Origin of the sequence: Paenibacillus sp. NRS-1782, assembly GCF_050467685.1 — a bacterium.
In the GTDB taxonomy this organism is placed as follows: Bacteria; Bacillota; Bacilli; order Paenibacillales; family Paenibacillaceae; genus Paenibacillus; species Paenibacillus terrae_A.
In genome coordinates, this window is sequence record NZ_JBITPH010000026.1 from 170,517 (window position 1) to 196,755 (window position 26,239).

The window sequence follows — 26,239 nt, forward strand, 5'->3', positions numbered from 1 at the left end:
GTGCGGTAACATTGAGCTATCAGCAATATGGAATCAGTCCGCAACTGGTGGAGCGGATTAAGTTGAAAATGAAAAATCGTACACTCAAGGAGCGGGTTAAGCAGCAGATCGAAGGTGTGACCAAGGTGGACCTGCAAAACAAAGCCAAGGTACGTCAACTTGTGAAGTCCACTTCCACTATTTTGAACGAGCGGCTGACAGCTGCACAGGAAGAACAATTGACGGCCTTCGTGCTGGCGCAAAAAATTGATCCGTCTAATACGTTCCATCTGATCAAGCTGTGGGGGATGTTTCGTTAACTGGGCATACGCAGGATGTCTCTAAAATCTCTCTGAATGCTAGATGCTCATCCAAGCTGGAAAAAGGATTGCCTGATGTCAGGCGGTCCTTTTTTGCTTGCTCCTCTATTTCTCGATTATTCTCTGTTAAGCATAGTATTCCGTAGCCTTCGCTCGTATTTAATTCCCCGGGGAATAGTCTGTGTGTTAATGGAGAGATTTTATTTATAATGACCGCCAATTTTGACGGATCGCTCCAGAGCCTGCCCCGCGTTTGTTAACGATGATGCACGCATGATGATCGCCTGACCATACCGATCCTTTAAAGTGTCTGTTACTTTTTCCAAAGCTCGGGAGCGCTCCTGATCTTCAAAAAAATCCAACTGATACAGCTGATCATCCATCAAGCCACTTAAGGTGACACCCACGCGCTTCACAGGCATATGGTTCCAAAAGGTATAAAAGATTTTTTTTGCGGTTTCATATATCTTTTCGGTACGGTTTGTAGGATTGGGCAGCTTTATCTGGCGGGAAAACCCAGTCGGTGCCTCGTGCGGACTGCATATACAATGAACGGTCACAACCCAGCCCATATATCCTTTGCGGCGGGAGTCCCGGCATACCTCTTCTGTCAACTCAAGCAGGATAGTCTCCACCTCCGCAGACTGGACATAATCCCGGGGCAGGGTCATCATATGACCGATGGATTTTGGGGGCGTATCCAATGTTTCCGGCTTGACCGGACTGTGATCGATTCCGTTAGCAGTTCGCCATAAAACCTCTGCCTGAATATCTGACTGCTTGCCAAAATGAGACCGGAATTTGTCCTGAAGCCGGGGCAAGGGAGTGCGTGCGACGTCTCCAATGGTGTGCAGTCCAAGCCTCTCCAAATGCCGTTCCATACGCGAGCCAATACCGAACATACTGCGAACCGGCTGAGACCACAGCAGCGCTGCAATATCGGATGGAGGAAGGACAAAAATGCCGCTTTCGTTCTTCTTGGCCCATATATCTGTCGCCATTTTAGCCAGCATTTTATTGGAACTGATGCCGATGCGAATCCATACCCCTGTCTGTGCCATTACTTTTTGTTGAATTTCACTTGCGATACTCACCGGATCTCCGAACAGGGAGAGGCTTCCGGTTATGTCTAAAAACTGCTCATCAATACTGAAAACCTCAACCAAATCCGTATACTCGTTATACATTTCTGTTATTTTTAATGAGACGTCGATATAATGCTGCATGCGTGGGCGTACAATGGTAAGGTCAGGACATTTTTTTATCGCTTCCCCCAGACGCTCTGCTGTAGATATACCGTATTTTTTAGCAAGTGGACACGCAGCCAAGATAATGCCTGAACGCAGCGAAGGGTCACCAGCAACAACTAGCGGCTTATGCTGGTATTCGGGATTGTCGGCCTTCTCAATACTGGTATAAAAGCTTTGGCAGTCTGCTAAAAATATAGTTTTTTTTCCGCGTTTGTTCAATGTCACAACCCCCTCTCCAGATGTATGCTGATCGTCTTTCCAAAATATTCTTGAATGTAAATTCATATAGTAGTATTATATACAGAACAAGTGTTCTTAATCCAAATGTATTTTCTGGAACGTTATAGTTTACGAAAAACCTAACATGGCGTATCATATTATCGTGAACGAAAGCATGTGGAAATGAATGCATATTGAGGGGAGAAAACCATTTTTATGAACCCAAAACGTCGACCATCATCTCAAAAACGCAGCAGGTGGCGTATTTTTGGCAGAGTTTTGCTGATTAATATCAAGTGGTTCTCGCTAGCGGGCGTACTTGGAGTCCTATTTGCGGGAGGTCTTATATCCGGTTATGTGGCAGCGCTGGTTCATGATGAACCTGTACGATCACGCCAGTTGATATATGAAAAGGTAAACGAGAACGCTCTGACCAGCTTTGTATTTTTTAATGACCAGGTAACCCCGGTTGGACGAATGCGCATGGAGGAGGATCGGCAGCTCGTGGATCTGCAGAATGTTCCCCAATCCATCGTAGATGCCCTTATTTCAACAGAAGACAGCCAATTTTATGAGCATCAGGGTGTTGATCTAAAAGGGACGGCTCGCGCCATCAAACAGAAGCTTCTAAACGAAAATCGCCAAACAGGCGGCAGCACACTGACACAGCAGGTAGCCCGGCGAGTTTTCCTCAGTCTGGATAAGACGGACAGCCGCAAGGTAAAGGAAATGCTGCTTGCACTGCGTATGGAGCGTTTTATGAGCAAGGATAAAATATTAACGGCATACTTAAACAAAATGCCGTTTGGCAATGGCTCCGCAGGCTACAATTTGTATGGGATCAAGTCGGCTTCATTAGGGATTTTTAATGTAAGTGATCTACATAAGCTTCATGTTGCTCAAGCGGCTTATTTGGCCGGTCTTCCACAATTGCCATCTGTTTATTCAGCTTTTGACGGTAAAGGGAAGTTTGATGAAGAAGGCTTCAACAAAGCTATCGAGCGCCAGCATGTCGTGCTGGGAAGAATGCTGGCAACAGGTAAAATCACACGAACGGAATATAATGAGGGACTTCATTTTGATATTAAAGCTACTCTTGCACCACATCGCGAGAAAAGCTACAATACATTCCCTTATTTGATGCTGGAGACGGAGCGGGAGGCCGCTCGGTTGTTGGCACTCCAGGAAAATCCGGATATTACAACAGCCGAGATTTCCAAACCTGAGCATGCTGAACTCCTTCAAAATACACGGGAAGAGCTGCAACGGTCCGGTTATCGGATTTATACAACGATAAATAAGAAAGTTTATAACGATATGAGACAGATTGCAGCCAATCCGCAAAACTTTTCTCCATACAGTAAGCAGAAGGGACTAGAACAAATTGCTGCCATCATGATTGATCATAAAACGGGGGCTATACTCGGCATGATCGAGGGCAGGGACTTTAATACTGAGCAAATGAACTATGCAACCCAGATGACGCGTCAGCCCGGTTCTGCCATGAAGCCTATTGCAGCTTATTTGCCTGCTTTGGAAAAAGGCTACACTCAGCCTGCTGGTCTTATTGATGATTCGCAAATTGTATTGAAAGACGGACGTAAAGGCTATCATATCCCTAAAAATTATAACAGACGGTACGAAGGACTGATGACAGCCCGTGAAGCACTCAATCGGTCGATCAACATTCCTGCGCTGAGGTTGTTTTTATATGAAGTTAAAATTCCAAACGCCTGGAATTTTGTACGTTCCCTTGGGATTACAACGATTCAGCCGCAGGATGAACATGCTCAGACAGGCGTTCTGGGTGGGCTGAGTAAGGGAGTATCTGTCAAGGAACTGACAGCGGCATATGGTACGATTCCCAACATGGGCGTATACAATGAACCCCATTTGATCAGTAAAATTACGGATGCCGACGGCAAGATCGTATATCAATTCAAACCGCAGGCGAAGCGTGTATATTCCAGGCAAACCGCGTTTTTGATGACAGATATGCTCAAAACGGTTATATCGGACCCTAGGGGTACAGGCAAACGTATGCAAAATGCTTTTAAAAGCTATGGTACCATTGATATTGCTGGCAAGACCGGTACGACACAAAATTTTGGCGATGTATGGTTCATGGGATATACCCCGGATGTTACACTCGGCGTCTGGGCAGGTTACCGTCAACAGGTTAATACACTATCTCAAGAAGGGCACTCCAGAGCACAATCGGTGTGGGCGCTTATCATGAACAAGGCGGTCAAGGATCAGCCCCAGCTTTTCAAAAATAAGCATTTTACACAGCCGGAAGGTGTTGTAAAAGTTACGGTCTCCAGCCTTACAGGTAAGCTGCCGGGAAGTTATTCCCGTCAATCCGGTCAACTTGTGACAGACTGGTTTAACCAAAAATACGTGCCAACGGAAGTTGGGAGGGAGCAACGAACACGTTCATCCATACCTGCCGTACCGTCCAAATCGGATACAAAGGATAAAGCAACTCCGGAGAAACAAGAACCTGCAACGGATCAGAAGGAGATTCTACCAGAAGAAACAGTACCTTCTGATCCTGACACAGAAATAGATACGAATGGTGAGAGTAATGATTTGCCACCAGCAGATAGTTCACAGCCATCTGTTGAAAATAAGCAGGAGGCTCCTTCTGAACCAGTAACCCAAAATGAAGCTCCAGAACATAAACCCAGCGAAGCTATTCATAACGAAACACCTGATCAGCCGAAAAACTAAACAAAAGGGAGCGGCCTAATTCAAAATGCCGTTCCCAACAATATTAACGGTGATCTGTGGGTGAAAACGAACATTAGGGTACTCTTCATTCCACTCCATATTTTTCCACAAGGTCGGGTGATGGGCAATCAATTGTCTGCCGATGCCAAAGGCATCACAACCGCTTTTTTGAAGCGTACGGATAATTTCTTCCGCATCCTGGGTCATGATTTCCGAAAGCTGACGGTTCAGGCGCATGACATTATTCTTATCCTGAAGATGATCCCGCGAGTATTCAACAACATCGACAGGGAGCTTCAGGTTGAGGTACACATCAATTTGACCATCGCGTCCAACTTTCACTATAAGCTGGCGTTTGATGTTCCGAATATGAGCCTGATAGGTAATAAAGTTTTGCAAATCACTAGCAGGTCCCGAGTGAACCCTTTTTACAAAACGCGCTGTGTCCTTCCATTTCCCGGTCATCAGGACATAAAGCACCCCTTGCTCGTCGTTAAGGGTTCCTGTAAATCTTTGTCCGTGAAACAAGGCAATCCCTCGTGCTACGATGTCTTCTCCATCTTTGGAGAGATAGGGGAGAACAAAGTCCTGCCCTGGATCAAGCATAGGGGGAAGCAGTGTTTCTAGCGTCACTTCGGGAAATATGCACATTTCCTCCAGGCTTCGGATTTTTTTCGTTATAAATTCGCCGATTAAGAGGCTGCCTACACTTTTCTTGTTCATTAATTCTCCAGCTGATCCTTCTACTATAGCTACCTTTACATGTGAGGTTGGATGATCCGGCTCCCGATACAGGACATCCAGATATGGATACAAATCTTTTTGGGCCAAACTTGTGCCATACAAAGTAACCCCATATTTAAAGTAACGGATATCCCCTGTTACTTTGGCTCGAATTTTGTCTGTACTTTGCCGAACGGAATTTCCGGTGCCTGAATGAATTTCATTGGTGCTTTTCCCTTGGTTATTTCCAGAGTCGTCTACAATTTCGAGTGTTTGCAGCAATATGCCTTCTGGAGTAAGATCGTAGGCCGAAGCATTTGCCAGCCGGGCATCCTTCAAGCTGTCCTGATCCCAGCAGCCAGTCATAAAAATGAGTAGAGCCAGCATACCAAGTGCTCTCCTCTTTTTTTTCATGTTCCGGGCTCCTCCTTTTTGTTGAATATATACGATACAATCAGCAACAACAGAGGTAGTGCAATCAGGAAAAAATAAGCCGAATTGTTGGCAATTGTACCGAAGAGGTCAAAATCCTCTCTTTTTTGAGGGATGCAGGCAATAATGCATGAGACGAATACTACGAAAGGAACGGCTTGTTTGTGGTTTTTCTGCTTGAACAAATAGCCTAGTCCATAGGACGCTGCATAATAATAACCGCTTATGGAGCCAAAGATTGAAATTAACCAGATGGGCAGGAAAATAAAATCAACCCGGTCCATCGTTCCTAGCGGAATAGATCTGAGCAGGTAAATGACAGGCTCCGGCATCAAATCAAGCTGCTGGGGACTAAACACACTTGTACAGGTTAATATGGTGAAACCATACAATAGAACCACGACTCCGTTAGCTAGCAGGAGCGACTTGAGCTTCCCTTTACTGTTGCCCTCGACCATGGGAAAGACCACGAGGATGAATTCAAAGCCGAACATGGCTAAAAGTGTTTCTTTGGAACCTATAATAATATGAGGCCATCCAGCCTCAGTCAAAGGCAGCAGATAGAGCAGATTGGCCTGTTTTATTCCATAACTGATTAAAAACATCATCGGTACGATCAGGAAGGAGATCAAAACAAGCACTCGGGCAATTGTCCTCAAATTTTCGCGAACTAGATAGATGCTGCTGAACAGAATCAGAGCCAATATAGCCCAACGCGGGGTTTTTTGCAGCATCCAGCGATTAATGACGTCATAGGCGCTCACAAGAACCGAAGTTCCCATAAGCAAGTAGTACATAATGTAAGCCACCGTCAAAATTTTACCCATCCAGGAACCAGTAATCCGAGTGAGGATTTGGTAAATGGAGGAGGAGGGAAAACGTCTTAACAGGAGCCAGCACATTAAAATGATAAGCTGGATCAAAATGCCTCCAATAATGACGGATATCCAGCCCCCTCCCTTGGATGACAAATGCATCTGATAAGGAAGTGATAGAATATCCACGCCAATCTCAAACTTGATAATCAAAAAAAACAATTGACCCTGTGTAATTGTACTTTCTTTATTCACGACGTTTCCAGCTCCTAGAGTAGTTCTGCTGCTTCATTTTTTGGGGTCGGGAATCATGCGGCCGCTGTTGTAGTGTCCAAATGGGAAAGCGAATAAAAACATCCTTCATATCGCCAAGCCGGAAAGGAGCCAGAGGAGCAAAATAAGGAAAACCAAATGTTTCCAGCTTACAAAGGTGAATAAGGAGAATAAGCATTCCGAAGGCAATGCCAATATATCCGAACAAGGCTGCAGCAATCATCATTGGAAAACGGAGAATGCGGACAGCTGAGCTCATTTCATGGGAAGGTACCAAAAAAGAAGAGATAGCTGTTAACGAAACGACAATAATCATGGTGTATGACACGAGACCTGCTCGAACGATAGCATCCCCGATAACCAGACCGCCAACGATGCCTATTGTTTGGCCCACTCGGCTGGGCAGACGAATCCCGGCTTCCCGTAGCACCTCAAAGATCACTTCAAGCAACATCGCCTCCACAATGGCGGGAAACGGAACATTTTCCAGCGATTTTTTGATCGTATGTGCCAGCTCCAGTGGCAGAATGGCTGAGTGAAAGGAAATCGTTGCAATGTAAATAGCGGGCAGTGTAAAAGCAATTAGAAAGCTCATCATTCGGATCATTCTCAGAAAGGAACTAATAATCCAGCGACCGTTATAATCATCTGGGCTTTGATAAAATGCAAAAAAGGAGACGGGAGCGATTAAGGCAGTAGGACTCCCTTCGGCCAAAATAGTTACTCGTCCTTCCATTAAATTAGCGGCTACCCGATCTGGACGTTCTGTGCTGAGTTGCTGAGGGAACAGGGAAAAGGGATTGTCCTCCGTGAATTCCTGAATAAAACCGGGAGGCAGTACCAGATCGGAGGAGATGGCTTGTATTCTTTTTTCCACTTCCTCCACTAGCTCAGGATTGGCCAAGTCTTGCATATACATGATAGCGACTTTGGTCCGGGTTTTAGATCCGACATAAAAGTAGCGCACAATCAGCGATGTGCTGATGATTTGTTTGCGAATAAGATTCAGATTGACGGACAACTGCTCAATAAATCCATTGTGCGGCCCGCGGATAATTCCCTCGTTCTCCGGCTCATCCGTACTACGGGCGTATGTTTTTTCCGAGGAAAGGATATAAAATTCTTCTGTGCCATCCACCATTAAAATGGAGTATCCCTCAATAAGCGAATCAGCGGCATTTCGGAGGTTGGTGTCCTTTTGGCTGTTCAGGGTGGTAAACATTTGATGAGGGCCAGAATCGGTTATCTTATATAATGTGGCCAGAATATGCGTCTGAATGATCTCCTGATCCACGAGTGAGTCTATATAAAGAAGAATGCCATCTTTCCCGTCAACCGAAATAGCCTGTTTTTTTAAATCATCCGTATAAAAAAGGGCTTGCTCGATAAAGGAAATATTCTTGTTCAGTTCAAAGGAAGCTGGGTTATGTCCAGTCAAGAAAACACCTTCTTTTTGGATGAGATAAGCATAATGTGTGCCAAATGGATTGGATTTATCCATGATCTGGCGACCTATCTATATCCCGCATCATGTTTCACCTCACGTCAATCGAATGAAATGCTCAAGCGCTGCCGGAGTAAATTCCCGCAGGTAGAGGTGAGGCTGGGAAATCTGATGTCGATTCCTTATATGGACGGGACCTTTGACCTTGTAGTCAGCAGTTATGCCCTGCATCATCTGACAGATGAACAAAAAGCATGGCTGCAAAAGCTAAGCACAGGCCATCCAACTGCTGCGCAGACGCTGCATATGGCTTACAGTCAATGGAGCCAATCTGCTAAACCTTGAGCACGAAATCGGCACGCTTGAGGTGGGGAAAAGGCAGATATCATTCTGATAGATATGCAAAAGCCGCATTTACAGTCAATACACCAGATAGAGCAGTGTAAACGGCGCGGATGTTAATACGACCATTGTGAATGGGCGTGTGCTAATGCGCGGAAGACAGTTGCTAACAATAGACGAGAAAGAGGTGCTCGCACAAGCAACGGTACGCGGAAAACGCACCGTACAAGGATTGTAAACGAGACTATACAGTCGAGTGGCTTTGGGTCACATCAATTCCTAAATAATGTCCCAATTCTCGTCGAACCTCGCTGCGTGCAAAGGAGGAAAGCGTGAAAAATCGCTTTTGGTAGCCACGGCATACATACAGAACCTCCACGCCTTCGTGATTCCGGGTTTCCTTGTATATTTTAACTCCCTGCCGTTTCATTCGCACCTTTGTCTCCGCTAATTGAACAGCTACACGCTGTTGCACCCCGGCCAGGCTGCGAACGTATAGATCGGGCATTTTTAAGGCAGAGGCATTCAGAATGCGAATGTCCCGTTCCAGCACATCCAGCACGAGGGTCAGAAGTACACAAGTTTTGATCAGCCTTGCGTCTTCCTCGGAAGGCAGTGGGGCCTTATTCTTGTTGTCCAGTATCTTTTTCATAAGAAATCTCCTTTACTCATAGCAGGAATACAATTATAATCAGCATACAGAACAAATGTTCTTTTTATACCTCATCATAGAAATTATTCCTTTGCCAAAGCAATCATCAATTATTGGAAAGAAGGTATACATATTGTCACGCTCGTTATATGCGGCGCTACTGCTGCTAAGCCTCATTTGGGGTGGATCGTTTTTGTTTATCAAGGTATTATTGCTCCATCACGTAGGACCTTGGACTATTGTATTTCTTCGTTCCAGCTTTGGTCTCGTGTTTATTGTTTTGTTGATGCTGCTTATGCGCAAGCCATTTGTATTCAGAAGTATTCCATGGAAATCGGTTATTCTCGTAGCTCTGGTGAACATGGTGTTGCCATGGGCCTTGATTAGTTTTAGCGAGACCAGAATTGCCAGCAGCATGGCTTCCGTATTGAATGCTACCACGCCAATCTGGACCATGTTGGTCGGAATTGTCTTTTTCGGAGCTATCTTTTATCGAATGCAATGGTTTGGAATGGGTCTCGCTTTTGTAGGAATCGTTATTTTACTGGGTATTAATCCTGTATCCATTATTTCTGTCGACCCCGTCGGCTTTGGATGTATGCTGCTTGCGACTCTCTGCTATGGCTTCGGAACGCAGTTGTCCAAGCGGTTTTTATCCAATCTGTCGATGTATCAGGCAACCTTTGCGACACTATTAGGTGCGATGGTAGGGGGCGGCATCATGACGGCAATGGTGGATCGACCTGATCTGTCGGTCGTCTTCATCCCTGGTGTGTTGGGTTCCCTTATAGGGCTGGGGGTTTTGGGATCGGGAGTAGCGTATATTTTGTTCAATTATATGATTTTGCGGGGAAGTCCGGAATTTGCCTCCTCGGTGACTTATTTTGTACCGGTGAGCGCTATTGTATGGGGATTTTTGCTTCTAAATGAACACATCGGCTGGAACGTTCTGACCGGGCTGCTCCTTATACTCGGAGGGGTGTTTATGGCCAACCAAAGCAGAACAGCCAAATTAGCCAGGTAGTATCACTGAAAACCTGCATAAACCATGCCATAAGCACATTGTATGTGCATCCGCCAAACCTTCGGTATAATGCGGTTATTCGCACATACAATAAAGCATGCTCACGCATAAAATAAAAATATGGTGCAGCATAAAAAGCAAGCTGTTTAGCAGGTGGTAAGGTGTGGTATAATAAATAATAGAATTACATGTACCACAGAAATGTCGGAGTTTTATTCCACAAAAGAAAGGATCAGGATACCATGTGTCCCCGAAGGATACTTCCCCAAAGGACGATTTGGAAACGATTTGATCTGTCTTATACTTAGCTTTTCCGCGGAGTAACGTCAAGTTGCGAAAGCCAACTCTGCGGAAGAGGGGATTGTACATGCGAAGGACCAAGTCCTCCAGGCACATCTTACCCGGTAGCTTCCGTAAGAGTGGGTTCATCCACATCAAACTTACGAGAAACCGAGGGAGCCTGTATGAGGAAAACTTACGAATCTATCGTGAACAATGGAGCATTAAGGCAGATTGCTGTCATGCTGCTCGGAACATGCATTTTAGCTTTTACGTATTATCACATCAATGCTCAAAATCATTTGTCAGAAGGCGGATTTGCAGGCTTGGCCCTGCTGGGACATTACGCATTTGGCGTGTCTCCGGCTTGGAGTATGCTACTGCTTGATATCCCTGTCATATTGCTGGCCTGGGTACTGAAGGGCAGAAGATTCATGCTGCTGGCATTGATCGGGGCGGTCGCCTTTTCCCTGTTTTATGCAGGATTTGAAAAGTATTCGACGTTGGTTATAGATCTGCACGGCAACTTGCTGGTAGCGGCTCTGCTTTGCGGAGTGCTTACAGGCTTGGGTGCCGGAATCGTATTGCGATTTGGTGGAGCAACCGGGGGCGATGATATTTTGTCCCTGCTGATCAGCCAGTGGCGCGGATGGAAAATCGGTAACGTGTTTATCGTCAGTGACATCATTGTATTGGGATTATCGCTGTTGTATCTGCCTGTGAAGGAAACAATGTTTACCATACTGGCTGTGTGGCTCGCCGGAAAAATAATTACATGGACGACAACGTTCCAACTACACCGACCTGTGAAAAAGGTGCTGCCTGCGGCTATTCCAGTCCAAAAGGTAGTTGCCAAAACAGTGCCGGTCGTCCACAGCCTTCGTCAATAAGGAAAGGGTGTTACGTCAGGAGAGAAATCTTCCTACGTGACACCCTTTCGATGTATCTAGGCTTGGCCAGGAAGGCTTTAAAGTAGAATGAATACGTTCGTTCCGGTCATAAATATCGCCGAAATCTGCTGGCAGTCTACTCATTTTTGAGTCTCGTCCACCGCTTTATTTTTGTGCTTAAAGGTCGAAGCAGGCTTGTTATGTCCTTCTAATGCTTGTCCTACGCCCTCCGGCTTGGCGGTTTGCGAGCGCGACGAATTGGATTGGCTTTAACCGTTGCGGGAATGCTGCTGTTGGTTTCACGCGCCTCGGCTGGATGATCATTTCGCGTCTGGGAGGTACCTTGCTTGCACAATTGCTATTGGTGCCGCTCGCAATCTGGCTTGGATGGATTATGGGCTGAGCCGGAAACTGAATTCACCAGTTTAATTCAAAAAAAGGCTGACCCGTAGCCATCTGCGAAGGATGATTTCTGGGCCAGCCTTAAATGTTTTTGAAGTCTACTTACTTTTCAAATAATGATTTATAGGCTCCATAGCCTTCACGTTCCAAGTCTTCTTGAGGCACAAAACGGAGCGCAGCGGAATTAATACAATAGCGCAGGCCATCAGGACCTGGGCCATCATCAAATACGTGTCCCAAATGGGAATCCGCTTCGCGACTACGGACCTCGGTACGAATCATAAAGTGGCTGAGGTCGCTTTTTTCTTTGACGTTATAGCTGCGCAGCGGGCGAGTAAAGCTGGGCCAACCGCAACCTGCATCATATTTGTCGAGCGAGCTGAACAAAGGCTCTCCCGAAACAATATCCACATAAATGCCTTCACCCTTATGGTCCCAAAACTCATTTTGAAAAGGGCGCTCGGTCGCGTTTTTTTGTGTTACTTCGTATTGAATAGGCGTCAGCCGATCTTTAAGATCAGACTTGTCGATTTTGTCCGACCAATTTTGCTCAATAAAATCTTCACGTCCGGAGCCTTTGCGGTAACGCTTGTAATGGGCGGGATTCTTCTTATGATAGTCTTGATGATATTCTTCCGCTTCATAAAAGGTTGCCGCAGGCAGAATCGGTGTAGCAATAGGCTTGTCAAAACGGCCGCTTTCACCAAGCGCTTTTTTAGAAGCCTCTGCCTTGATTCTTTGTTCTTCGTTATGATAGAAAATAGCTGTTTGGTAGGATGAACCTCTATCGTGGAATTGTCCACCTTCATCCGTCGGATCAATCTGTTGCCAGAACAGCTCTAACAATTTTTCATATGGGAAGACTTGCGGATCAAATGTAATCTGTACAGCTTCTACATGCCCCGTTGTTTCGGAACATACCTCCTCATAGGTTGGATTTTCCGTATGTCCTCCTGTGTAACCGGATCGAACCTTTAAAATGCCGGGCAGTTCCTCGAAGGGGGAAACCATGCACCAGAAGCAGCCGCCTGCAAAAGTTGCCTTCTCCACGGTGTTTGGATTGTTGGTGCTCATATTTGTCACTCCATTCTGAGAAAGTTTCAATTAGTTGTTATTTAAATAGCTTACAATTAAATTATATACGACATGTTCGCAAAATCCAATGGAACGACAGAAACAAACCAGCTTTGCAAATTTCTTTGGACTAAAAGCCACCGCCCACCTTCATCCTTACTGATCTAGCGGCAGGCTCACAGAAGCTATGATTTATTAACACGTTGAATCTTTTTGCGGTAAAGCACAAAGCCACCGCCCACTAGTGCTGTATACAGCAGCAAAATGAGCAAGCCAGTGACCGGACGTTCGGCGATGGTCCCGCCTGCATAAGCGTATACCGCAATTGCAGGAAGCTTGCCAATCGCGGTACCCAGCATAAAGCTCCAGAACGGAAAGCCTGCGACCCCGGCATATACATTCACAGCTGCCTGCGGGATGATCGGAATCAGGCGGGCCAGCAGCACAGCAGCAAAAGGCTCTCGCTCCATAACCCGGTTCAAGCGCTCCAACGCTGGAATTCGCTCCAGATAAGCCCGTCCTTTGTCACGGAAGAGGGTAAGTACCGACCCGTAAACCACGAACGCAGCCAATGTAGTGCCGAGCCAGCAGATAAGTGCGCCTTGCCAGGCACCTGCTGCATAAGCAATGGAAGCGATGATCAGCTTGTAAGGCACAAATGGAATTAACGCGAATAGAAACGCGAGCAGCAGCAGAACTGGAAAGGAGGTTTGCTTGTTCGCCCAGGCGAGCCAATCATATCTGTAGATAAACGCGATGCAGAGCAGCGAAACATAAGCTGCGGCGAGTAGCCATTTTTTCATTTACATACCTCTTTCAATATCCCTGTTCGGCTTGTCGCTTATACAGAAAAAAAACAGGGTTCACATTCCCAAAAATGTGTGCTATACTGCGATTAATAGAATAGTTCCCAAAGGGGAGTAGCTCAACGAGTAAAGTCGTCATTACGGGATTTTTTAAATCCCCGGCTTTATTGGCAACGTAATGTTGTAAGCAAGACCTTTGCCAGGATTTTTGGAATCCGGGTAATGGTCTTTTTTTGATGCTAAGTTTGGGTCAAGCGCCGTTTCCGGATTCCGTGAAATGGCGCTTTTTTAGTATAAAGCGCAGAACTAAGTACAGTATAACAAATAAATAAAGAAGGTGGGAGAAACGTATGGATTTTTTGTCAATCGAGTTTTTAACCGCACTATTGTCAATCATTATCATTGATTTGGTGCTGGCTGGTGACAATGCGATTGTGATTGGTCTGGCGGCCCGTAATGTCGAGAAGGCCAATCAAAAAAAGGTCATTATTTGGGGGACGGTCGGCGCGGTTGTCATTCGTGTTATCGCTACTTTGCTCGTCACGTACTTACTGGAAATTTACGGCTTGCGTTTAATCGGGGGGCTTGCGCTCATCTACATCGCTTACAAGCTGCTGATTGAGGAGAAAAAACATGAAATCTCTGCAACCAATCAAATGTGGGCCGCGATTCGTACCATTATTATTGCTGACACCATGATGGGGCTCGACAATGTACTTGCCGTTGCGGGAGCAGCTCATGGAAATATGTTGCTTGTTATTTTGGGACTGGCGATTTCCGTTCCGATTATGGTATGGGGCAGTACAATTATCTTGAAGCTGACCGAACGTTTTCCGATGGTCATTACAATTGGAGCTGCTGTACTGGCCTATACTGCTGCCAAAATGGTAGTGGCCGAGCCGCTGATTGCACATTGGTTCACGAATGGGGTCGTCAAATACGGATTTGAAGTTCTAGTCGTTGTTCTGGTCGTAGCCATTGGAATGCGTGTTAAAAAAATAAAAAGTGAAAAAACAAGAAAACAAGCGCTGCACGCCTAAGCTAAGCACACTGAAATCATCGTAGCTGAAGCTGGACGCTCATGCATAGAGGCTGTCCCGTCAGGTCTAACTGGATCGGGGGCAGCCTCTTTTCTTTGCTTGTCAGCGGACTTCCATGTAAACTAGACAACAGAAGAAATGAGTCATCAGAGGTGGGTATGATATGAATAAGCAAACGAAAACAAGAGTGGCTATTGCAGGTCTGGGCGGTATTGCCCGCAAAGTGTATTTGCCGCTGCTGACTGCGCACGAAGGTGTAGATATTGTAGGTTTCATGAACCGTTCGCAGGAGCCGGTTAGTTCCATTATGGAGCAATACAGGCTGCCGAGAGGAACGACGGATGTGAAGGAAATGCTGGCATGGGAGCCGGAGGCTGTATTCATACATGCTGCGACCGAAGCCCATTTTGATCTGGTTATGGCGTGTATTGAAAAAGGTGTTGCGGTGTATGTGGATAAACCGCTGTCCTATGATGTGCGTAAAAATCTGGAAATGACCGCGTTTGCGGAGGCACAGGCTGTGCTGCTGGCGGTCGGCTTTAACCGACGTTTTGCCCCGCATTATGTAGCTGCTAAAGCGTGGCTGGAGGAAGCAGGAGGCTTCAGCCAATGCGCGGCGATCAAGCATCGGACTGGATATGATCAGAGACCTGCGGCACAGACGGTTTATGATGATCTGATTCATATGCTCGATCTGCTATTGTGGCTGGGTGGCGATGATTATGAGCTGCTGCATAGCAGTCTGGACACGACGAGTGAAGGATATATGAACGCTGCATTCGGGTCGGTACGTTTGGGAAATGCCTCTGGTAGCTACAGTATGAACAGACAGGCAGGGGCTGACATGGAGAGGCTGGAGCTGCATGGGGCAGGTCGTTCCGTCGAGGTGATCAATATGGAACAGGTTATTTTTTTGCATAAAAATAAACCCTCATTTTCACAATCATTCGGAAGCTGGGACACGATTCTGGAAAGACGGGGATTCACTGGAGTGGTAAATCATTTTCTGGAGCACATTCATCGTCCAGAGGAGTGCAGTGTGCGTGCTGGCAGGGTGCTGGAAAGTCATATGTTGGCGGACGAACTCGTTAGCCGTTTGAATGACTAATACAGAAGGAACGACAGCCATCAAGGCAGTCGAGACATCGAGAAATAGATTGAAGGAGAAATGAACGAATGGAAGAGCACAACCGCGGTAAACAGTTAGAAGAGGCTATCATCGAAAATTATAAGCAGGAAGAGGATATGATGATCCTTGTGTTTGCGCAATGGTGCATCAATCACGGGCTGGAGCCAGAGGAGCTGTATCATGCAGCTTATCCGCAGCAGGACAGCAATGAGCGTCTGCTGCGAGTGCGCAAGCTGACCGTATCGCGTGAAGAAGCGGGAGATATTCCACTAGACACAGTATTAGGAGTGCTGTCCATGTTCGGAAATGAGGACTTGGCGATGGTCGTATCTGAAGCGGCTGCCCAGCTCCCGCCGGAACGGAAATAAGGTCCTCCAGCCGTATGTACTCAGGACGTTGTTTGAAAGAGAGGGTAAGCCGATGATGGAAGGTATAACCGCACCAAACACCTGTAAAGGGTGTGAAAGGGACATCGCTATTTCGGAAGAGCAAATTACCAGAATTATAAACAACATGAGGCCCGGAATGGAATGTGTGACCGATGATGTGTACGAGGCCAGACTGTTAGCTTGTTCGCAATGTGATGAGTTAATGGGTGGGCATACGTGCAGCATCAGCGGAAGTATTGTCCGTGTACGCGCTCTGGCAGTCAATCAAAATTGTCCCGGCTATAGCGGTTCTCGCTGGCAAGGGACATCCTTGAAATGAAGTAGGCTCAGACTCCACTGAACATGCGGCTGTTTCTGTGATCACGAGCTAAAGTGGACATACCATGGTCTGCCTTGAGGGCAGACTTTTTGGTTTGGGTGGAGCTATGGGTTAACGATTGACAAATAGAAGGCAATAAAATATATTAAACATGTAAAATATTTTTGTTTAATTATTAATATTTACATTAACTATCTAAGCTGTTACATTGCATGATTGTAAACGTTGAGATGGAAAAGAGAATCAGGTATACGCCATATTTTTTAATTTTATGAAAGCGCAATCATTGAAATGTATAGTCTAATGAACTTTACTATTTTTGAGGAGGGCTTGTCATGAAGGGTTCTATTGTTGTGCATACAGATTTGGAGCAAGGCGTTATTAATAAAAATATTTACGGACAATTTGCCGAGCATCTTGGACGATGTATCTATGAAGGTTTGTGGGTTGGACAGGATTCCCCGATTCCAAATACGGACGGGATTCGCAATGATGTGGTAGAAGCGCTCAAAAAGCTGAATATTCCTGTGTTGCGCTGGCCAGGTGGCTGTTTTGCCGATGAATACCATTGGAAGGACGGCATCGGACCGAAGGAAAATCGCAAAAGAATGGTCAATACACACTGGGGTGGTGTGGTTGAAAATAATCATTTTGGCACCCATGAGTTTTTTCAGCTGTGTGAGCTGTTAGACGCTGAGCCTTATATTTGCGGGAATGTTGGCAGTGGTACGGTGCAGGAGATGTCGGAGTGGGTAGAGTACATGACCTTTGACGGGGAATCCCCTATGGCCGCATGGCGGCAGGAAAACGGGCGTGAGCAGCCATGGAAGCTTAAATATTTTGGCGTGGGTAACGAAAACTGGGGCTGTGGCGGTAACATGCGTCCAGAATATTATGCCGATCTGTATCGTCGTTATCAGACGTATGTCCGCAACTATGGTGATAACCGTATCTACCGGATTGCGGGCGGGGCCAATGTGGACGATTATCGTTGGACCGAAGTGCTGATGCGTGAAGCTGGGCATCTTATGGATGGCTTGAGTCTGCATAACTACACGGTCCCGGGTACCTGGGAAGCGAAACGGCAAGCACTCGGTTTTGATGAAGCGGAATGGTTTGAGACGATGAAAAAATCATTACGTATGGATGAATTGATTACACGCCATTCTGCTATTATGGACCAATATGATCCTGGTAAACGGGTCGGACTGATTGTCGATGAATGGGGAACCTGGTTTCTGACCGAGCCGGGTACCAATCCGGGCTTCCTGTATCAGCAAAATACGATGCGTGATGCGCTGGTAGCCGGACTGCACCTGCACATTTTCCACGATCATCATGACCGTGTACAAATGACGAATATTGCTCAAATGGTCAACGTTTTGCAGGCTATGGTTCTGACCGAAGGACCTGCTATGCTACTGACGCCGACATACCATGTATTTGAAATGTTCAAGGTGCATCAGGATGCACAAGCGCTGGCCACCCATGAAACCGTAGGCAATTATGAATATGATGGGCATTCCATTCCACAGGTGAGTGTGTCCGCTTCCAAGGCGCAGGACGGAACTATTCATGTGAGTTTGTGCAACGTCCATCCGGGCGAGGCGGCTTCCTTGAATCTGGAGCTGAGAGGGCTGGAAAACGTTAAGCAAATTAGCGGCGTTGTTCTCGCCAGTGACGATATGCAGGCACACAATACATTTGATCAGCCGGAGCATGTGAAAACGGAAACTTTCACGTCCTTCCAGCAGCAAGATCAGAGCTTGGATGTTACACTGCCACCAATGTCAGTAGTGATGCTGACGATTGCACTGTAGATATTTTGTAGACTCAGAAGAAGTATGACTTGGAAATCGGAACAAAACAAAACCTTGATGGAGCCAAGAAAGGCTCTCTCAAGGTTTTATTTTTACCAATACTACAATTGCTCGCGGTGAATCCCTCTGAATTCCTTGGGCGACATGCCGAAGCGGGAACGAAATACGCGGTGAAAATACGTATAGTTTGCAAAACCGGACGATTCGGCTGCCTGTTCCAAAGACATGGGACTGAAAATAATGCGCTCCCTCGCCATGTTGAGCCTGATATCCAGTGTGTACTGCATAATACTCGTATTAAATGTTTCCTTGAACAGATGTACAGCTCTGGATACGCTGATGCCGATGTGTGAGGACACGTCATCCAGCTTAAAATTGGAAGAAGCATTTTCTTCAATATAGTTTTTAATCTGATAAGCGAGATAACTATGATGGGTGGAAGTCGGATACTCGGACAGCATACGGTCAAACTCCAGGCAAAGAATACGCATGTAATAGCTTGATATTTCCGGATAAGGATTAGAAATACGCCGCTGCTCCATCACAAGCTGCCGAAATAGGCCAAGCAGTGCTTCGGTAAGCTGGACCTTGATGCGGTTGGGCCGTTTGTGATGGTGCCACCACTCATCTACCCAGGAGCCTCCAAAAAAAATGTGATAATCTCCGCTCTCCACGACCTGTTCCCCCATGGGATTTAACTCACTGTGAATGTCCAGCTCGTAAGGCTCGGTCGGATTGAATAGCAGCAGGTCACCCGCCTCAATCCGTGTCATTTCCCCGTTAATGCGGGCCTGGCAGCGTCCGTCTGTTTGTAAACGAAACAAATAATTTTTGATCCCATCAGGCTGGTTCGAATAAAAGGGCTTGCGATGGAAGGAATAGCCTGCGGTAAGAACCTGACAAGGCTCGACGATAGACATGATGATGACTCCTTTGGGCATATGGCTGCTTCAAATATTGACCAGATTGTTCATGTTTTAATCATATTATTCATTTTAAACGAAACGGAAATAGAATACTATTGTGTCTGTAAGGCTTATAGCAGAATACAGAACATGTTGGAGGCCAGGGGGGTGACGAAGTGAAACGAATGAAGGCCGGCATTATAGGCTGCGGTAACATTAGTGCGGTATACCTTGAAAATCTCCAAAACAGTCCGCTTATCGAAGTGGTGGCCGTGGCTGATTTATTGGAGGAAAGGGCCAAAGCGAGGGCCAATGAATTTAACACTGAAAACGCATACAAAGTAGATGAATTGCTTCGTCAGCCCGAGATTGAGCTTGTTTTTAATCTGACCGTGCCTGGCAGCCATGCACTAACGGATATGCGATACTGGAGGCAGGCAAGCATGTGTACAGTGAAAAGCCTTTGGCGGTTTCCTTGGAGGATGGCAAACGAGTTCTGGATTTAGCCAAGGCAAAAAACTTGCGTGTCGGCTGTGCCCCGGATACATTTCTTGGTGCAGGTATTCAGACTGCACGCTATGCCATACAAAATGGAATGATTGGCCAGCCCGTAGCCGCTACTGCTTCTTTATGGGCAGAGGTCCCGAATGGTGGCATACTGATCCGGAATTTTTCTATGCCGCCGGAGGCGGTCCGATGTGGATTTCCATAACGGAACCATTGTAACGCTCATTTCCAGCTTTGACATTCAGGGGGCGTCGGATCTGCCGCGTATTGAGATTTATGGTACGGAAGGAACCTTAAGCCTGCCTGATCCGAACTTTTTTAACGGAGATGTCAAGCTTCACCGATCTGGAGAGGAAACCACAGAACTCGTGGAACCTTTATTTGAGTGTGGGAAGAACGAACGCGGAATAGGTGCGGGTGAGATGGTGAGAGCCATTCGCAGTGAAAAGAACCACCGTGCTAACGTGGAACTGGCCTATCATGTATTAGAGGCTATGCAAGCTTTTCAGCGCTCCTCATTGGAAGGTAAGCATATTACGCTGGAAAGTACATTTGAGCCAGACGAGGATTTGTATCATGGAACAGATATAACGATTCATCCATCCTAATTGAAGAGGTGAAGGGAAATGGCTAAAGTAGGATTGCAATTGTACACAGTAAGGGAAGAACTTGAACAGGATTTTGAAGGTACGTTGCGCAAGGTAGCTGAGCTGGGCTATAAAGGGGTTGAATTTCATGCCTTTTTCGGACGTAGTGCCAAGGATGTCAGAGCGCTTTTGGATGAGTTGGGTTTGGAAGTTATTGGAACTCATATTCAATATACCTGCCTGCTGGACCATTTGGATGAGGAGATCGCTTATCACAAAGAATTAGGCAACAAGTACCTGATCGTTCCTTATTTAACCGAAGAACAGCGCCAGTGGGATGAGATTTTTGCCAATTTCCATCGTATTGGTGAAAAAGTGAAAGAACATGGCCTAGTTCTGGCTTACCATAATCATGATTTTGAGTTGACGGAAAAAATCGCTGATCGTCCGGTTTTTGATGCGTTATATGATGCTGTTCCAGCTGATTTATTACAGGTCGAAATGGATACTTGTTGGGTATACTACGGAGGCTATGATCCTGTGGAATACATCGGACGTTATCGCGGACGCCTGCCTATCATTCACTTAAAGGATATGGCACGTGACGAGCAGCACAAAGCAGTTACCGTAGAGCTTGGCAAAGGAGAAGTGCAGCTTCAGGCCATTACAGACGCCGCTATTCAGGCAGGCGTGGATTGGGTCGTTGTGGAACAGGATTTCAGCTCGAATCCTCCAATCGAAAGCATTGAAACCAGCTTTAAGTGGCTCCAACAATACGCAGCTCAGGGAGGAAATATTCATGTCTAAAACACTCAAAATCGGAATTATTGGTTGTGGGGGCATTGCTACTGGCAAGCATTTGCCGAGTCTTGCCAAGCAAAAGCGTGCAGAGATCGTTGCTTTCTGTGACATTATTCAAGAACGGGCTGAGGAAGCGGCGGGAAAATTTGGTGTTGAAGGCTCTCAGGTTTATAGTGATTACCGTAAGCTGCTTGAAAATAAAGACATTGAAGTCGTACATGTATGTACACCCAACGACTCGCACTCGGAAATTACGGTAGCTGCGCTTGAGGCAGGTAAGCATGTGCTGTGCGAGAAGCCGATGGCCAAAACCGCCAAGCAGGCTCGAGAAATGCTAGATGCTGCGAACCGTACAGGTAAAAAGCTGTCCATTGCGTATCAAAACCGTTATCGCAATGACAGCTTGTACCTGAAACAATTGGTCGAGCAAGGAGAGCTTGGCGAGATTTACCTAGGCAAAGCCATTGCTCTGCGTCGCCGCGCGGTTCCGACTTGGGGAGTATTTCTGGATGAGGATAAGCAGGGCGGCGGTCCACTTATTGATATTGGGACGCATGCGCTCGACCTGACTCTCTGGCTGATGGATAATTACAAGCCTAAAAGCGTGCTGGGCTCAACCTTCCATAAACTCGGAGATCGTAAAAACGCGGCGAATGCCTTTGGACCGTGGAACCCTGAGGAATTTAAGGTGGAGGATTCTGCCTTTGGTTTTATTACCATGCAAAATGGGGCCACTATTGTATTGGAATCCAGTTGGGCACTGAACGTTGTAGAATTTGGCGAAGCCAAGACACTGTTATGCGGGACTGAGGGCGGAGCCGATATGCAGGACGGTCTGCGTATTAACGGGGAGAAGAACAGCCGCTTGTTTGATACGAAAATTGATCTGGATGCGGGCGGTGTAGCCTTTTACTCCGGAGAAACGGAAAACGAAGCGGATCGCGAAGCCCGTCTGTGGATCGAAGCCATTCTGGACGATAAAGAGCCGCTTGTGAAGCCGGAACAGGCGCTGGTAGTTACTGAAATTTTAGAAGCTATCTACGAATCGGCACGTACAGGAAAAGCCGTCTACTTTGATTAAGCCCGCAAGCAACCTGAATAGGCCATCATTATAAGATAAGCAGCTTCTTTCACATATAATAAAAGGAGGGATTACGTTTGAAACTTGGAGTATTTATGGTATTGTTCGGCGGACGTTCACTGGAAGAGGCTTTGGACTATGTAGCATCCCAAGGACTGGATGCAGTAGAAATCGGCACAGGCGGTAACCCGGGCGATAAGCACTGCAAGCCGGATGAACTGCTGGACAACGAAACAGCGCTCAAAAACTTCAAAAAAGCAGTAGAGTCCCGTGGACTAACCATTAGCGCACTCAGTTGTCATGGCAACCCACTCCATCCACAAAAGCATTTGGCACAGGCCGATCACGAGACGTTTCTTAAAACAGTTCGTTTGGCAGAAAAGCTGGAAGTTCCCGTTGTGAACACCTTTTCCGGTTGTCCGGGTGATCATGAGGATGCGAAGTATCCGAACTGGCCTGTTGCGCCGTGGCCGAATGATTTTCAGGAAGTGCTAAAATGGCAATGGGAAAATAAAATTATCCCTTACTGGAGCGAAGCCGGAAAATTCGCAGCAGATCATCACATCAAAATCGGGCTGGAGCTGCATGGTGGCTTTTCCGTTCATACTCCAGCGACTTTGCTTCGTCTGCGTGAAGCGGTCGGGGAGGTCATTGGTGCCAATCTGGATCCGAGCCACATGTGGTGGCAGGGTATTGATCCGGTACAGGCGGTTCAAATTCTGGGCCGAGAGGGAGCCATTCACCATTTTCATGCCAAGGATACGACGATTGACCCAATTAATGTGAATAAATACGGTTTGACCGATATGCAGGATTACTCGAATATGCTGGATCGCGCTTGGCAGTTCCGTACTGTCGGCTATGGACATGATATCAAAACCTGGGCGGATATTATTAGTGCTCTTCGCTTGGTGGGTTACGATTATGTAGTGAGTATTGAGCACGAGGATGGTCTGATGTCCGTTGAGGAAGGCTTTACTAAAGCCGTCCACAATCTTCGCCAGGTCCTTATTAAAGAGCCGCTGAGCGAGATGTGGTGGGTCTAACCTAATAGGGGGAAGTGTTGATGATTAACGTCACCATTTGGAATGAGTTTTTGAACGAGAAGCTGAATTATGAAGCCAAACAGGTATATCCTGATGGGATACACAAGGCATTGGCTGAAGGGCTGTCAAGCGAAGGATTCGCTATTCGAACGGCTACATTGCGTGACGATCCCCAGCATGGTTTGGGAGAAAAAGTCCTAAATTCCACAGATGTGCTTCTGTGGTGGGGGCATAAAGCACACGATCAGGTGAGTGATGAAGTTACAGCCCGTGTTGTAAAGCGGGTACACGAAGGCATGGGCTTGATCGTGCTGCATTCGGGACATTTTTCTAAGCCGTTCAAAGCCCTGATGGGCACAAGCTGTAATCTGAAATGGAGAGTGGCAGGCGAACAGGAAATCATTTGGTCCGTAAACCCGTCACACCCTATTGCGGAGGGCATAGATGCTAAAATTCTGTTGGAGCACGAAGAGATGTATGGTGAGTTTTTTGATATCCCGGCACCAGATGAATTGGTCTTTATCAGCAATTTTGAAGGTGGAGAGGTGTTCAGAACGGGTTGTACCTTCCATCGTGGCAGTGGTAAAATATTTTATTTTCGCCCGGGCCATGAGACGTATCCGACCTATTACCAGTCCGATATTCTGAAGGTCATTGCCAATAGTATACGATGGGCTTATCCGAGAGGTATAGTTCCGACCGATATATGGTAAAATAGAGCCTATTAGACCTCTCGGTGAGGTATTGGTATAATTGCCATTCATTGATTTCGATAAGCTTGATATTGAACAAACTGACAGGCGAAATCTCTTGAGATTCCGTCTGTTTTTTAATTAACGTATTTGCCATATACCTCTTATGCTGGTTTGTTGTATAATCAGCTTTGGTCATAGCAACTTTATCGGATCAGGTATTAAATTAAGAAGAAAGTGTTTTCTTTCGGGATAAAGTATGCTAAAATGATATATACTAACAAAAGGAAAGCTTTATCAAACCGAGATGCTAAAGAAGGTGAGAAATATGGAGGGTCAACCGCAACTTGCGAAAATGTGTCCGCGTTTTGAAAGTGCCTTTTCATGTCTGGGTAAGCGTTGGAACGGACTCATTATTCAATCCATGATGAGCGGTCCCAAACGTTTTAAGGATATTTCCAATCTGATTCCCACAATGAGCGATAAAATGCTGTCTGAGCGGATGAAGGATCTGGAGAATGAAGGCATTCTTACACGTCATGTATACCCGGAAACCCCTGTTCGCATTGAATATGAGCTGACAATCAAAGGCCGTGCACTTCAGCCGGTAATGGAACAGATTCAATATTGGGCCGAGGAATGGATTAGATGAGTACCAAGCCGAATAAACGTTTTTCATAGCAAAACAGCCTTTTCCTAGGAAAAGGCTGTTTTTATTTTGTAATACTTAATAACCTTTGTCGCGGCCTGCGATTGAAAACAATTCTGTCGCAGTACGACGGGGTATACGGGTCTGGATATCGAGCGCTGCTGTACGGAACGTACCGAGGCAGGAATGGCAAAGCCTTCCCGCATAAATCGGGGAATGGCAAGACTCGCAAGGATAATCAAGCTGGCTATAGGTGGAGGGAAACTTGCCTGCTCTCACCCAGTCTGTGAGCAAATCCATAGGTGTATCGGTTACTTCACTAAGCTGGCGTGTATGAGTAGTGGGATGTTTCCACAAATAATTGGAACAGCGGTCATAAAATAAATTTTCTTCTTGCATACAAGTATGGCACAGGTTTCTAAAATTTTGGCGGAAAACAGAACCACACTTTGGGCAATTAGCAGTATGTATCTCCATAGAAACCAGTCCTTTATATCGAGTTATAGTGAATATTTAAATTTATTAGTTATATATTACTATGACTTTATACCTATATCAATCTTTATTTAGGGAAGCGACGTTTTTTAAGTATATGTTAAAGTCTGAATTGACATAACCTTGTTACTTATGTATTACTACTTACGTAAAGTTACTTATTGAGAAAAATAAATTGAAAAAGATAAGGGGATTTTCACATGATGCCATCTTTATTTTTAGCCCACGGATCACCTATGCTTGCTATTGAACAGACAGAATATACTGCTTTTCTGGAGCAGCTTGGAAAGAGTATTCGCCCGAAGGCTATTGTTATCTTTACCGCCCATTGGGAGACACAGGTATTGACAATGAGTTCGATAGACGACGTTTACGATACGATTTATGATTTTGGCGGGTTCCCGCCGGAGTTGTATGCGGTGAAATATCCAGCGCATGGTTCGGTGGAGCTGGCGGGCAAGTTGAAGGAATTATATGAGCAAAAGGGGATTGAAGTACAAACGGACCGGGTGCGAGGGCTGGATCATGGGTCCTGGACACTTTTGCATCGTATGTATCCGGAGGCGGATATTCCGGTAGTCCAGATTTCCGTGAATCCGTTTCTATCGCCGAAAGCACAATATGCTATCGGTGAAGTGCTGCGGGGGTTGGGTGAGCAGGATATTTTGGTCATTGGCAGTGGTGTAACTGTTCATAATCTGCGCATCGTCAAGTGGGGGGAAACGAAAACAGAGCCTTGGGCACTTGATTTTGATGACTGGATTATTGAAAATGTACAGAATGGAGATGTGGAGTCTTTGGATCGCTATGAAAGCCAAGCCCCATATGCTCGTCAAGCGGTGCCGAGAGCTGAACATTTTGTACCGTTGTTTATTGCTATGGGGAGTGGAGATCCGGCGGATAAGGCCAAGGTCATCCACAGGAGCTATGAGATGGGGAATTTAAGTTATCTGTGCTTTCAGTTCTAAAAATGGCGGGATGTTAGGCGCTTCGCTTCTTCAGATTCAAATGGACCGCTCCGCCACTGTCCGCCTTTAGGGGGATAGCAAAAAGATTAAGGGAGTGTTTTATAGCCAAAATGGCTCAAAACACTCCCTTTTACATGTGCGCCCGGCATGGGCG

The 26,239-nt window shown here is 46.2% G+C and carries 24 protein-coding genes and 4 pseudogenes; 19 read left to right on the plus strand and 9 right to left on the minus strand.

The window, feature by feature from the left end; all coding sequences use genetic code 11:
* The first annotated feature begins 11 nt into the window (after positions 1 to 11).
* Positions 12 to 299 carry a stage VI sporulation protein F gene (locus ACIFQM_RS11985; RefSeq protein ID WP_430042178.1) on the plus strand — a complete coding sequence of 96 codons (288 nt, stop codon included), beginning with the start codon at positions 12 to 14 and terminating at the stop codon, positions 297 to 299.
* 200 nt (positions 300 to 499) lie between these two features.
* Here ACIFQM_RS11985 and ACIFQM_RS11990 read toward each other — a convergent pair whose 3' ends face one another.
* Positions 500 to 1,768, minus strand: coding sequence for a DNA polymerase IV (locus ACIFQM_RS11990; protein WP_430042180.1), 1,269 nt, complete (start codon positions 1,766 to 1,768; stop codon positions 500 to 502).
* A gap of 216 nt (positions 1,769 to 1,984) precedes the next feature.
* Here ACIFQM_RS11990 and ACIFQM_RS11995 point away from each other — a divergent pair, with 216 nt between their 5' ends.
* Positions 1,985 to 4,501: a transglycosylase domain-containing protein gene (locus ACIFQM_RS11995; RefSeq protein WP_430042182.1), complete on the plus strand. Its 2,517-nt coding sequence runs from the start codon at positions 1,985 to 1,987 to the stop codon at positions 4,499 to 4,501.
* Between the two features lie 15 nt (positions 4,502 to 4,516).
* Here ACIFQM_RS11995 and ACIFQM_RS12000 read toward each other — a convergent pair whose 3' ends face one another.
* The 3 genes from ACIFQM_RS12000 to ACIFQM_RS12010 are packed head-to-tail and all read right to left on the minus strand — an operon-like array spanning position 4,517 to position 8,245.
* A complete protein-coding gene (locus ACIFQM_RS12000) occupies positions 4,517 to 5,638 on the minus strand; it encodes a Ger(x)C family spore germination protein (protein ID WP_430042184.1) in 1,122 nt (373 codons plus the stop codon).
* A complete protein-coding gene (locus ACIFQM_RS12005; RefSeq protein WP_430042186.1) occupies positions 5,635 to 6,726 on the minus strand; it encodes a GerAB/ArcD/ProY family transporter in 1,092 nt (363 codons plus the stop codon). Before ACIFQM_RS12005 ends, ACIFQM_RS12000 begins: the two co-directional genes overlap by 4 nt.
* Positions 6,719 to 8,245 carry a spore germination protein gene (locus ACIFQM_RS12010; protein WP_430042189.1) on the minus strand — a complete coding sequence of 509 codons (1,527 nt, stop codon included), beginning with the start codon at positions 8,243 to 8,245 and terminating at the stop codon, positions 6,719 to 6,721. The genes ACIFQM_RS12005 and ACIFQM_RS12010 overlap by 8 nt, the downstream gene beginning before the upstream one ends.
* Before the next feature lie 45 nt (positions 8,246 to 8,290).
* Between ACIFQM_RS12010 and ACIFQM_RS12015 the strand changes: the two are divergent.
* Positions 8,291 to 8,768 (plus strand): annotated as a pseudogene (locus ACIFQM_RS12015) (amidohydrolase family protein); the annotation flags it as partial.
* A gap of 6 nt (positions 8,769 to 8,774) precedes the next feature.
* Here the strand turns inward: ACIFQM_RS12015 and ACIFQM_RS12020 are convergent.
* Complete coding sequence (locus ACIFQM_RS12020; protein WP_430042192.1) at positions 8,775 to 9,182, minus strand: hypothetical protein; 408 nt, start codon at positions 9,180 to 9,182, stop codon at positions 8,775 to 8,777.
* 133 nt (positions 9,183 to 9,315) lie between these two features.
* Here ACIFQM_RS12020 and ACIFQM_RS12025 point away from each other — a divergent pair, with 133 nt between their 5' ends.
* The 4 genes and pseudogenes from ACIFQM_RS12025 to ACIFQM_RS12040 all read left to right on the plus strand — a co-directional run.
* The gene (locus ACIFQM_RS12025; protein WP_430042195.1) at positions 9,316 to 10,206 is read left to right on the plus strand and encodes a DMT family transporter; all 891 of its coding nucleotides are present in this window, start codon (positions 9,316 to 9,318) and stop codon (positions 10,204 to 10,206) included.
* A gap of 464 nt (positions 10,207 to 10,670) precedes the next feature.
* On the plus strand, positions 10,671 to 11,375 hold the full coding sequence (locus ACIFQM_RS12030) for a YitT family protein (RefSeq protein ID WP_430042197.1): 705 nt from the start codon (positions 10,671 to 10,673) through the stop codon (positions 11,373 to 11,375).
* A 215-nt stretch (positions 11,376 to 11,590) separates the two neighbouring features.
* Positions 11,591 to 11,695 (plus strand): hypothetical protein, encoded by a 105-nt coding sequence (locus tag ACIFQM_RS12035; protein ID WP_430045917.1) that lies wholly within the window; start codon positions 11,591 to 11,593, stop codon positions 11,693 to 11,695.
* Positions 11,686 to 11,778: pseudogene (locus ACIFQM_RS12040) on the plus strand (lipid II flippase family protein); the annotation flags it as partial. The gene ACIFQM_RS12035 and the pseudogene ACIFQM_RS12040, both read left to right, overlap by 10 nt.
* A gap of 101 nt (positions 11,779 to 11,879) precedes the next feature.
* On the opposite strand, the gene msrA reads toward ACIFQM_RS12040, so the two are convergent.
* Entirely contained in the window at positions 11,880 to 12,851 is a 972-nt protein-coding gene (gene msrA / locus ACIFQM_RS12045; protein ID WP_430042201.1) for a peptide-methionine (S)-S-oxide reductase MsrA, read from the minus strand.
* 185 nt (positions 12,852 to 13,036) lie between these two features.
* Entirely contained in the window at positions 13,037 to 13,654 is a 618-nt protein-coding gene (locus ACIFQM_RS12050) for a TVP38/TMEM64 family protein (RefSeq protein WP_430042203.1), read from the minus strand.
* Positions 13,655 to 14,007: 353 nt separating this feature from the next.
* Between ACIFQM_RS12050 and ACIFQM_RS12055 the strand changes: the two genes are divergently transcribed.
* The 5 genes from ACIFQM_RS12055 to ACIFQM_RS12075 all read left to right on the plus strand — a co-directional run bounded on the left by ACIFQM_RS12055 (position 14,008) and on the right by ACIFQM_RS12075 (position 18,354).
* Positions 14,008 to 14,697: a TerC family protein gene (locus tag ACIFQM_RS12055; RefSeq protein WP_430042205.1), complete on the plus strand. Its 690-nt coding sequence runs from the start codon at positions 14,008 to 14,010 to the stop codon at positions 14,695 to 14,697.
* A 163-nt stretch (positions 14,698 to 14,860) separates the two neighbouring features.
* The gene (locus tag ACIFQM_RS12060; protein ID WP_430042207.1) at positions 14,861 to 15,805 is read left to right on the plus strand and encodes a Gfo/Idh/MocA family protein; all 945 of its coding nucleotides are present in this window, start codon (positions 14,861 to 14,863) and stop codon (positions 15,803 to 15,805) included.
* Between the two features lie 68 nt (positions 15,806 to 15,873).
* A complete protein-coding gene (locus ACIFQM_RS12065; protein WP_283652342.1) occupies positions 15,874 to 16,194 on the plus strand; it encodes a hypothetical protein in 321 nt (106 codons plus the stop codon).
* Between the two features lie 55 nt (positions 16,195 to 16,249).
* Positions 16,250 to 16,534, plus strand: coding sequence for a hypothetical protein (locus ACIFQM_RS12070; protein WP_430042247.1), 285 nt, complete (start codon positions 16,250 to 16,252; stop codon positions 16,532 to 16,534).
* 335 nt (positions 16,535 to 16,869) lie between these two features.
* Positions 16,870 to 18,354 carry an alpha-N-arabinofuranosidase gene (locus tag ACIFQM_RS12075; protein WP_430042209.1) on the plus strand — a complete coding sequence of 495 codons (1,485 nt, stop codon included), beginning with the start codon at positions 16,870 to 16,872 and terminating at the stop codon, positions 18,352 to 18,354.
* A gap of 101 nt (positions 18,355 to 18,455) precedes the next feature.
* Here the strand turns inward: ACIFQM_RS12075 and ACIFQM_RS12080 are convergent, their stop codons facing one another.
* Positions 18,456 to 19,274: an AraC family transcriptional regulator gene (locus ACIFQM_RS12080; RefSeq protein WP_430042211.1), complete on the minus strand. Its 819-nt coding sequence runs from the start codon at positions 19,272 to 19,274 to the stop codon at positions 18,456 to 18,458.
* 161 nt (positions 19,275 to 19,435) lie between these two features.
* On the opposite strand from ACIFQM_RS12080, the pseudogene ACIFQM_RS12085 reads away from it, so the two are divergent.
* The 6 genes and pseudogenes from ACIFQM_RS12085 to ACIFQM_RS12110 all read left to right on the plus strand — a co-directional run bounded on the left by ACIFQM_RS12085 (position 19,436) and on the right by ACIFQM_RS12110 (position 24,625).
* Positions 19,436 to 20,374: pseudogene (locus tag ACIFQM_RS12085) on the plus strand (Gfo/Idh/MocA family protein).
* 18 nt (positions 20,375 to 20,392) lie between these two features.
* A complete protein-coding gene (locus ACIFQM_RS12090; RefSeq protein WP_430042214.1) occupies positions 20,393 to 21,160 on the plus strand; it encodes a sugar phosphate isomerase/epimerase family protein in 768 nt (255 codons plus the stop codon).
* On the plus strand, positions 21,153 to 22,235 hold the full coding sequence (locus tag ACIFQM_RS12095; RefSeq protein ID WP_430042216.1) for a Gfo/Idh/MocA family protein: 1,083 nt from the start codon (positions 21,153 to 21,155) through the stop codon (positions 22,233 to 22,235). Before ACIFQM_RS12090 ends, ACIFQM_RS12095 begins: the two co-directional genes overlap by 8 nt.
* A 77-nt stretch (positions 22,236 to 22,312) precedes the next feature.
* On the plus strand, positions 22,313 to 23,281 hold the full coding sequence (locus ACIFQM_RS12100) for a sugar phosphate isomerase/epimerase family protein (protein ID WP_430042218.1): 969 nt from the start codon (positions 22,313 to 22,315) through the stop codon (positions 23,279 to 23,281).
* A gap of 20 nt (positions 23,282 to 23,301) precedes the next feature.
* Positions 23,302 to 24,034, plus strand: a pseudogene (locus ACIFQM_RS12105) (ThuA domain-containing protein).
* A gap of 267 nt (positions 24,035 to 24,301) precedes the next feature.
* A complete protein-coding gene (locus ACIFQM_RS12110) occupies positions 24,302 to 24,625 on the plus strand; it encodes a winged helix-turn-helix transcriptional regulator (protein WP_430042220.1) in 324 nt (107 codons plus the stop codon).
* 75 nt (positions 24,626 to 24,700) lie between these two features.
* Here the strand turns inward: ACIFQM_RS12110 and ACIFQM_RS12115 are convergent, their stop codons facing one another.
* A complete protein-coding gene (locus ACIFQM_RS12115) occupies positions 24,701 to 25,021 on the minus strand; it encodes a hypothetical protein (RefSeq protein WP_430042222.1) in 321 nt (106 codons plus the stop codon).
* Between the two features lie 296 nt (positions 25,022 to 25,317).
* On the opposite strand from ACIFQM_RS12115, the gene ACIFQM_RS12120 reads away from it, so the two are divergent.
* On the plus strand, positions 25,318 to 26,085 hold the full coding sequence (locus ACIFQM_RS12120) for a dioxygenase family protein (protein WP_430042225.1): 768 nt from the start codon (positions 25,318 to 25,320) through the stop codon (positions 26,083 to 26,085).
* The last annotated feature ends 154 nt before the right edge of the window (positions 26,086 to 26,239 follow it).

Excerpts from the sequence above, each read along its gene's own strand:
- ACIFQM_RS11995 (WP_430042182.1), top strand. The coding sequence starts at position 1,985 with ATGAACCCAAAACGTCGACCATCATCTCAAAAACGCAGCAGGTGGCGT.
- ACIFQM_RS12000 (WP_430042184.1), bottom strand. The coding sequence starts at position 5,638 with ATGAAAAAAAAGAGGAGAGCACTTGGTATGCTGGCTCTACTCATTTTT.
- ACIFQM_RS12010 (WP_430042189.1), bottom strand. The coding sequence starts at position 8,245 with ATGGATAAATCCAATCCATTTGGCACACATTATGCTTATCTCATCCAA.
- ACIFQM_RS12020 (WP_430042192.1), bottom strand. The coding sequence starts at position 9,182 with ATGAAAAAGATACTGGACAACAAGAATAAGGCCCCACTGCCTTCCGAG.
- ACIFQM_RS12030 (WP_430042197.1), top strand. The coding sequence starts at position 10,671 with ATGAGGAAAACTTACGAATCTATCGTGAACAATGGAGCATTAAGGCAG.
- msrA (WP_430042201.1), bottom strand. The coding sequence starts at position 12,851 with ATGAGCACCAACAATCCAAACACCGTGGAGAAGGCAACTTTTGCAGGC.
- ACIFQM_RS12050 (WP_430042203.1), bottom strand. The coding sequence starts at position 13,654 with ATGAAAAAATGGCTACTCGCCGCAGCTTATGTTTCGCTGCTCTGCATC.
- ACIFQM_RS12055 (WP_430042205.1), top strand. The coding sequence starts at position 14,008 with ATGGATTTTTTGTCAATCGAGTTTTTAACCGCACTATTGTCAATCATT.
- ACIFQM_RS12060 (WP_430042207.1), top strand. The coding sequence starts at position 14,861 with ATGAATAAGCAAACGAAAACAAGAGTGGCTATTGCAGGTCTGGGCGGT.
- ACIFQM_RS12065 (WP_283652342.1), top strand. The coding sequence starts at position 15,874 with ATGGAAGAGCACAACCGCGGTAAACAGTTAGAAGAGGCTATCATCGAA.
- ACIFQM_RS12070 (WP_430042247.1), top strand. The coding sequence starts at position 16,250 with ATGGAAGGTATAACCGCACCAAACACCTGTAAAGGGTGTGAAAGGGAC.
- ACIFQM_RS12075 (WP_430042209.1), top strand. The coding sequence starts at position 16,870 with ATGAAGGGTTCTATTGTTGTGCATACAGATTTGGAGCAAGGCGTTATT.
- ACIFQM_RS12080 (WP_430042211.1), bottom strand. The coding sequence starts at position 19,274 with ATGTCTATCGTCGAGCCTTGTCAGGTTCTTACCGCAGGCTATTCCTTC.
- ACIFQM_RS12090 (WP_430042214.1), top strand. The coding sequence starts at position 20,393 with ATGGCTAAAGTAGGATTGCAATTGTACACAGTAAGGGAAGAACTTGAA.
- ACIFQM_RS12095 (WP_430042216.1), top strand. The coding sequence starts at position 21,153 with ATGTCTAAAACACTCAAAATCGGAATTATTGGTTGTGGGGGCATTGCT.
- ACIFQM_RS12110 (WP_430042220.1), top strand. The coding sequence starts at position 24,302 with ATGGAGGGTCAACCGCAACTTGCGAAAATGTGTCCGCGTTTTGAAAGT.
- ACIFQM_RS12115 (WP_430042222.1), bottom strand. The coding sequence starts at position 25,021 with ATGCAAGAAGAAAATTTATTTTATGACCGCTGTTCCAATTATTTGTGG.
- ACIFQM_RS12120 (WP_430042225.1), top strand. The coding sequence starts at position 25,318 with ATGATGCCATCTTTATTTTTAGCCCACGGATCACCTATGCTTGCTATT.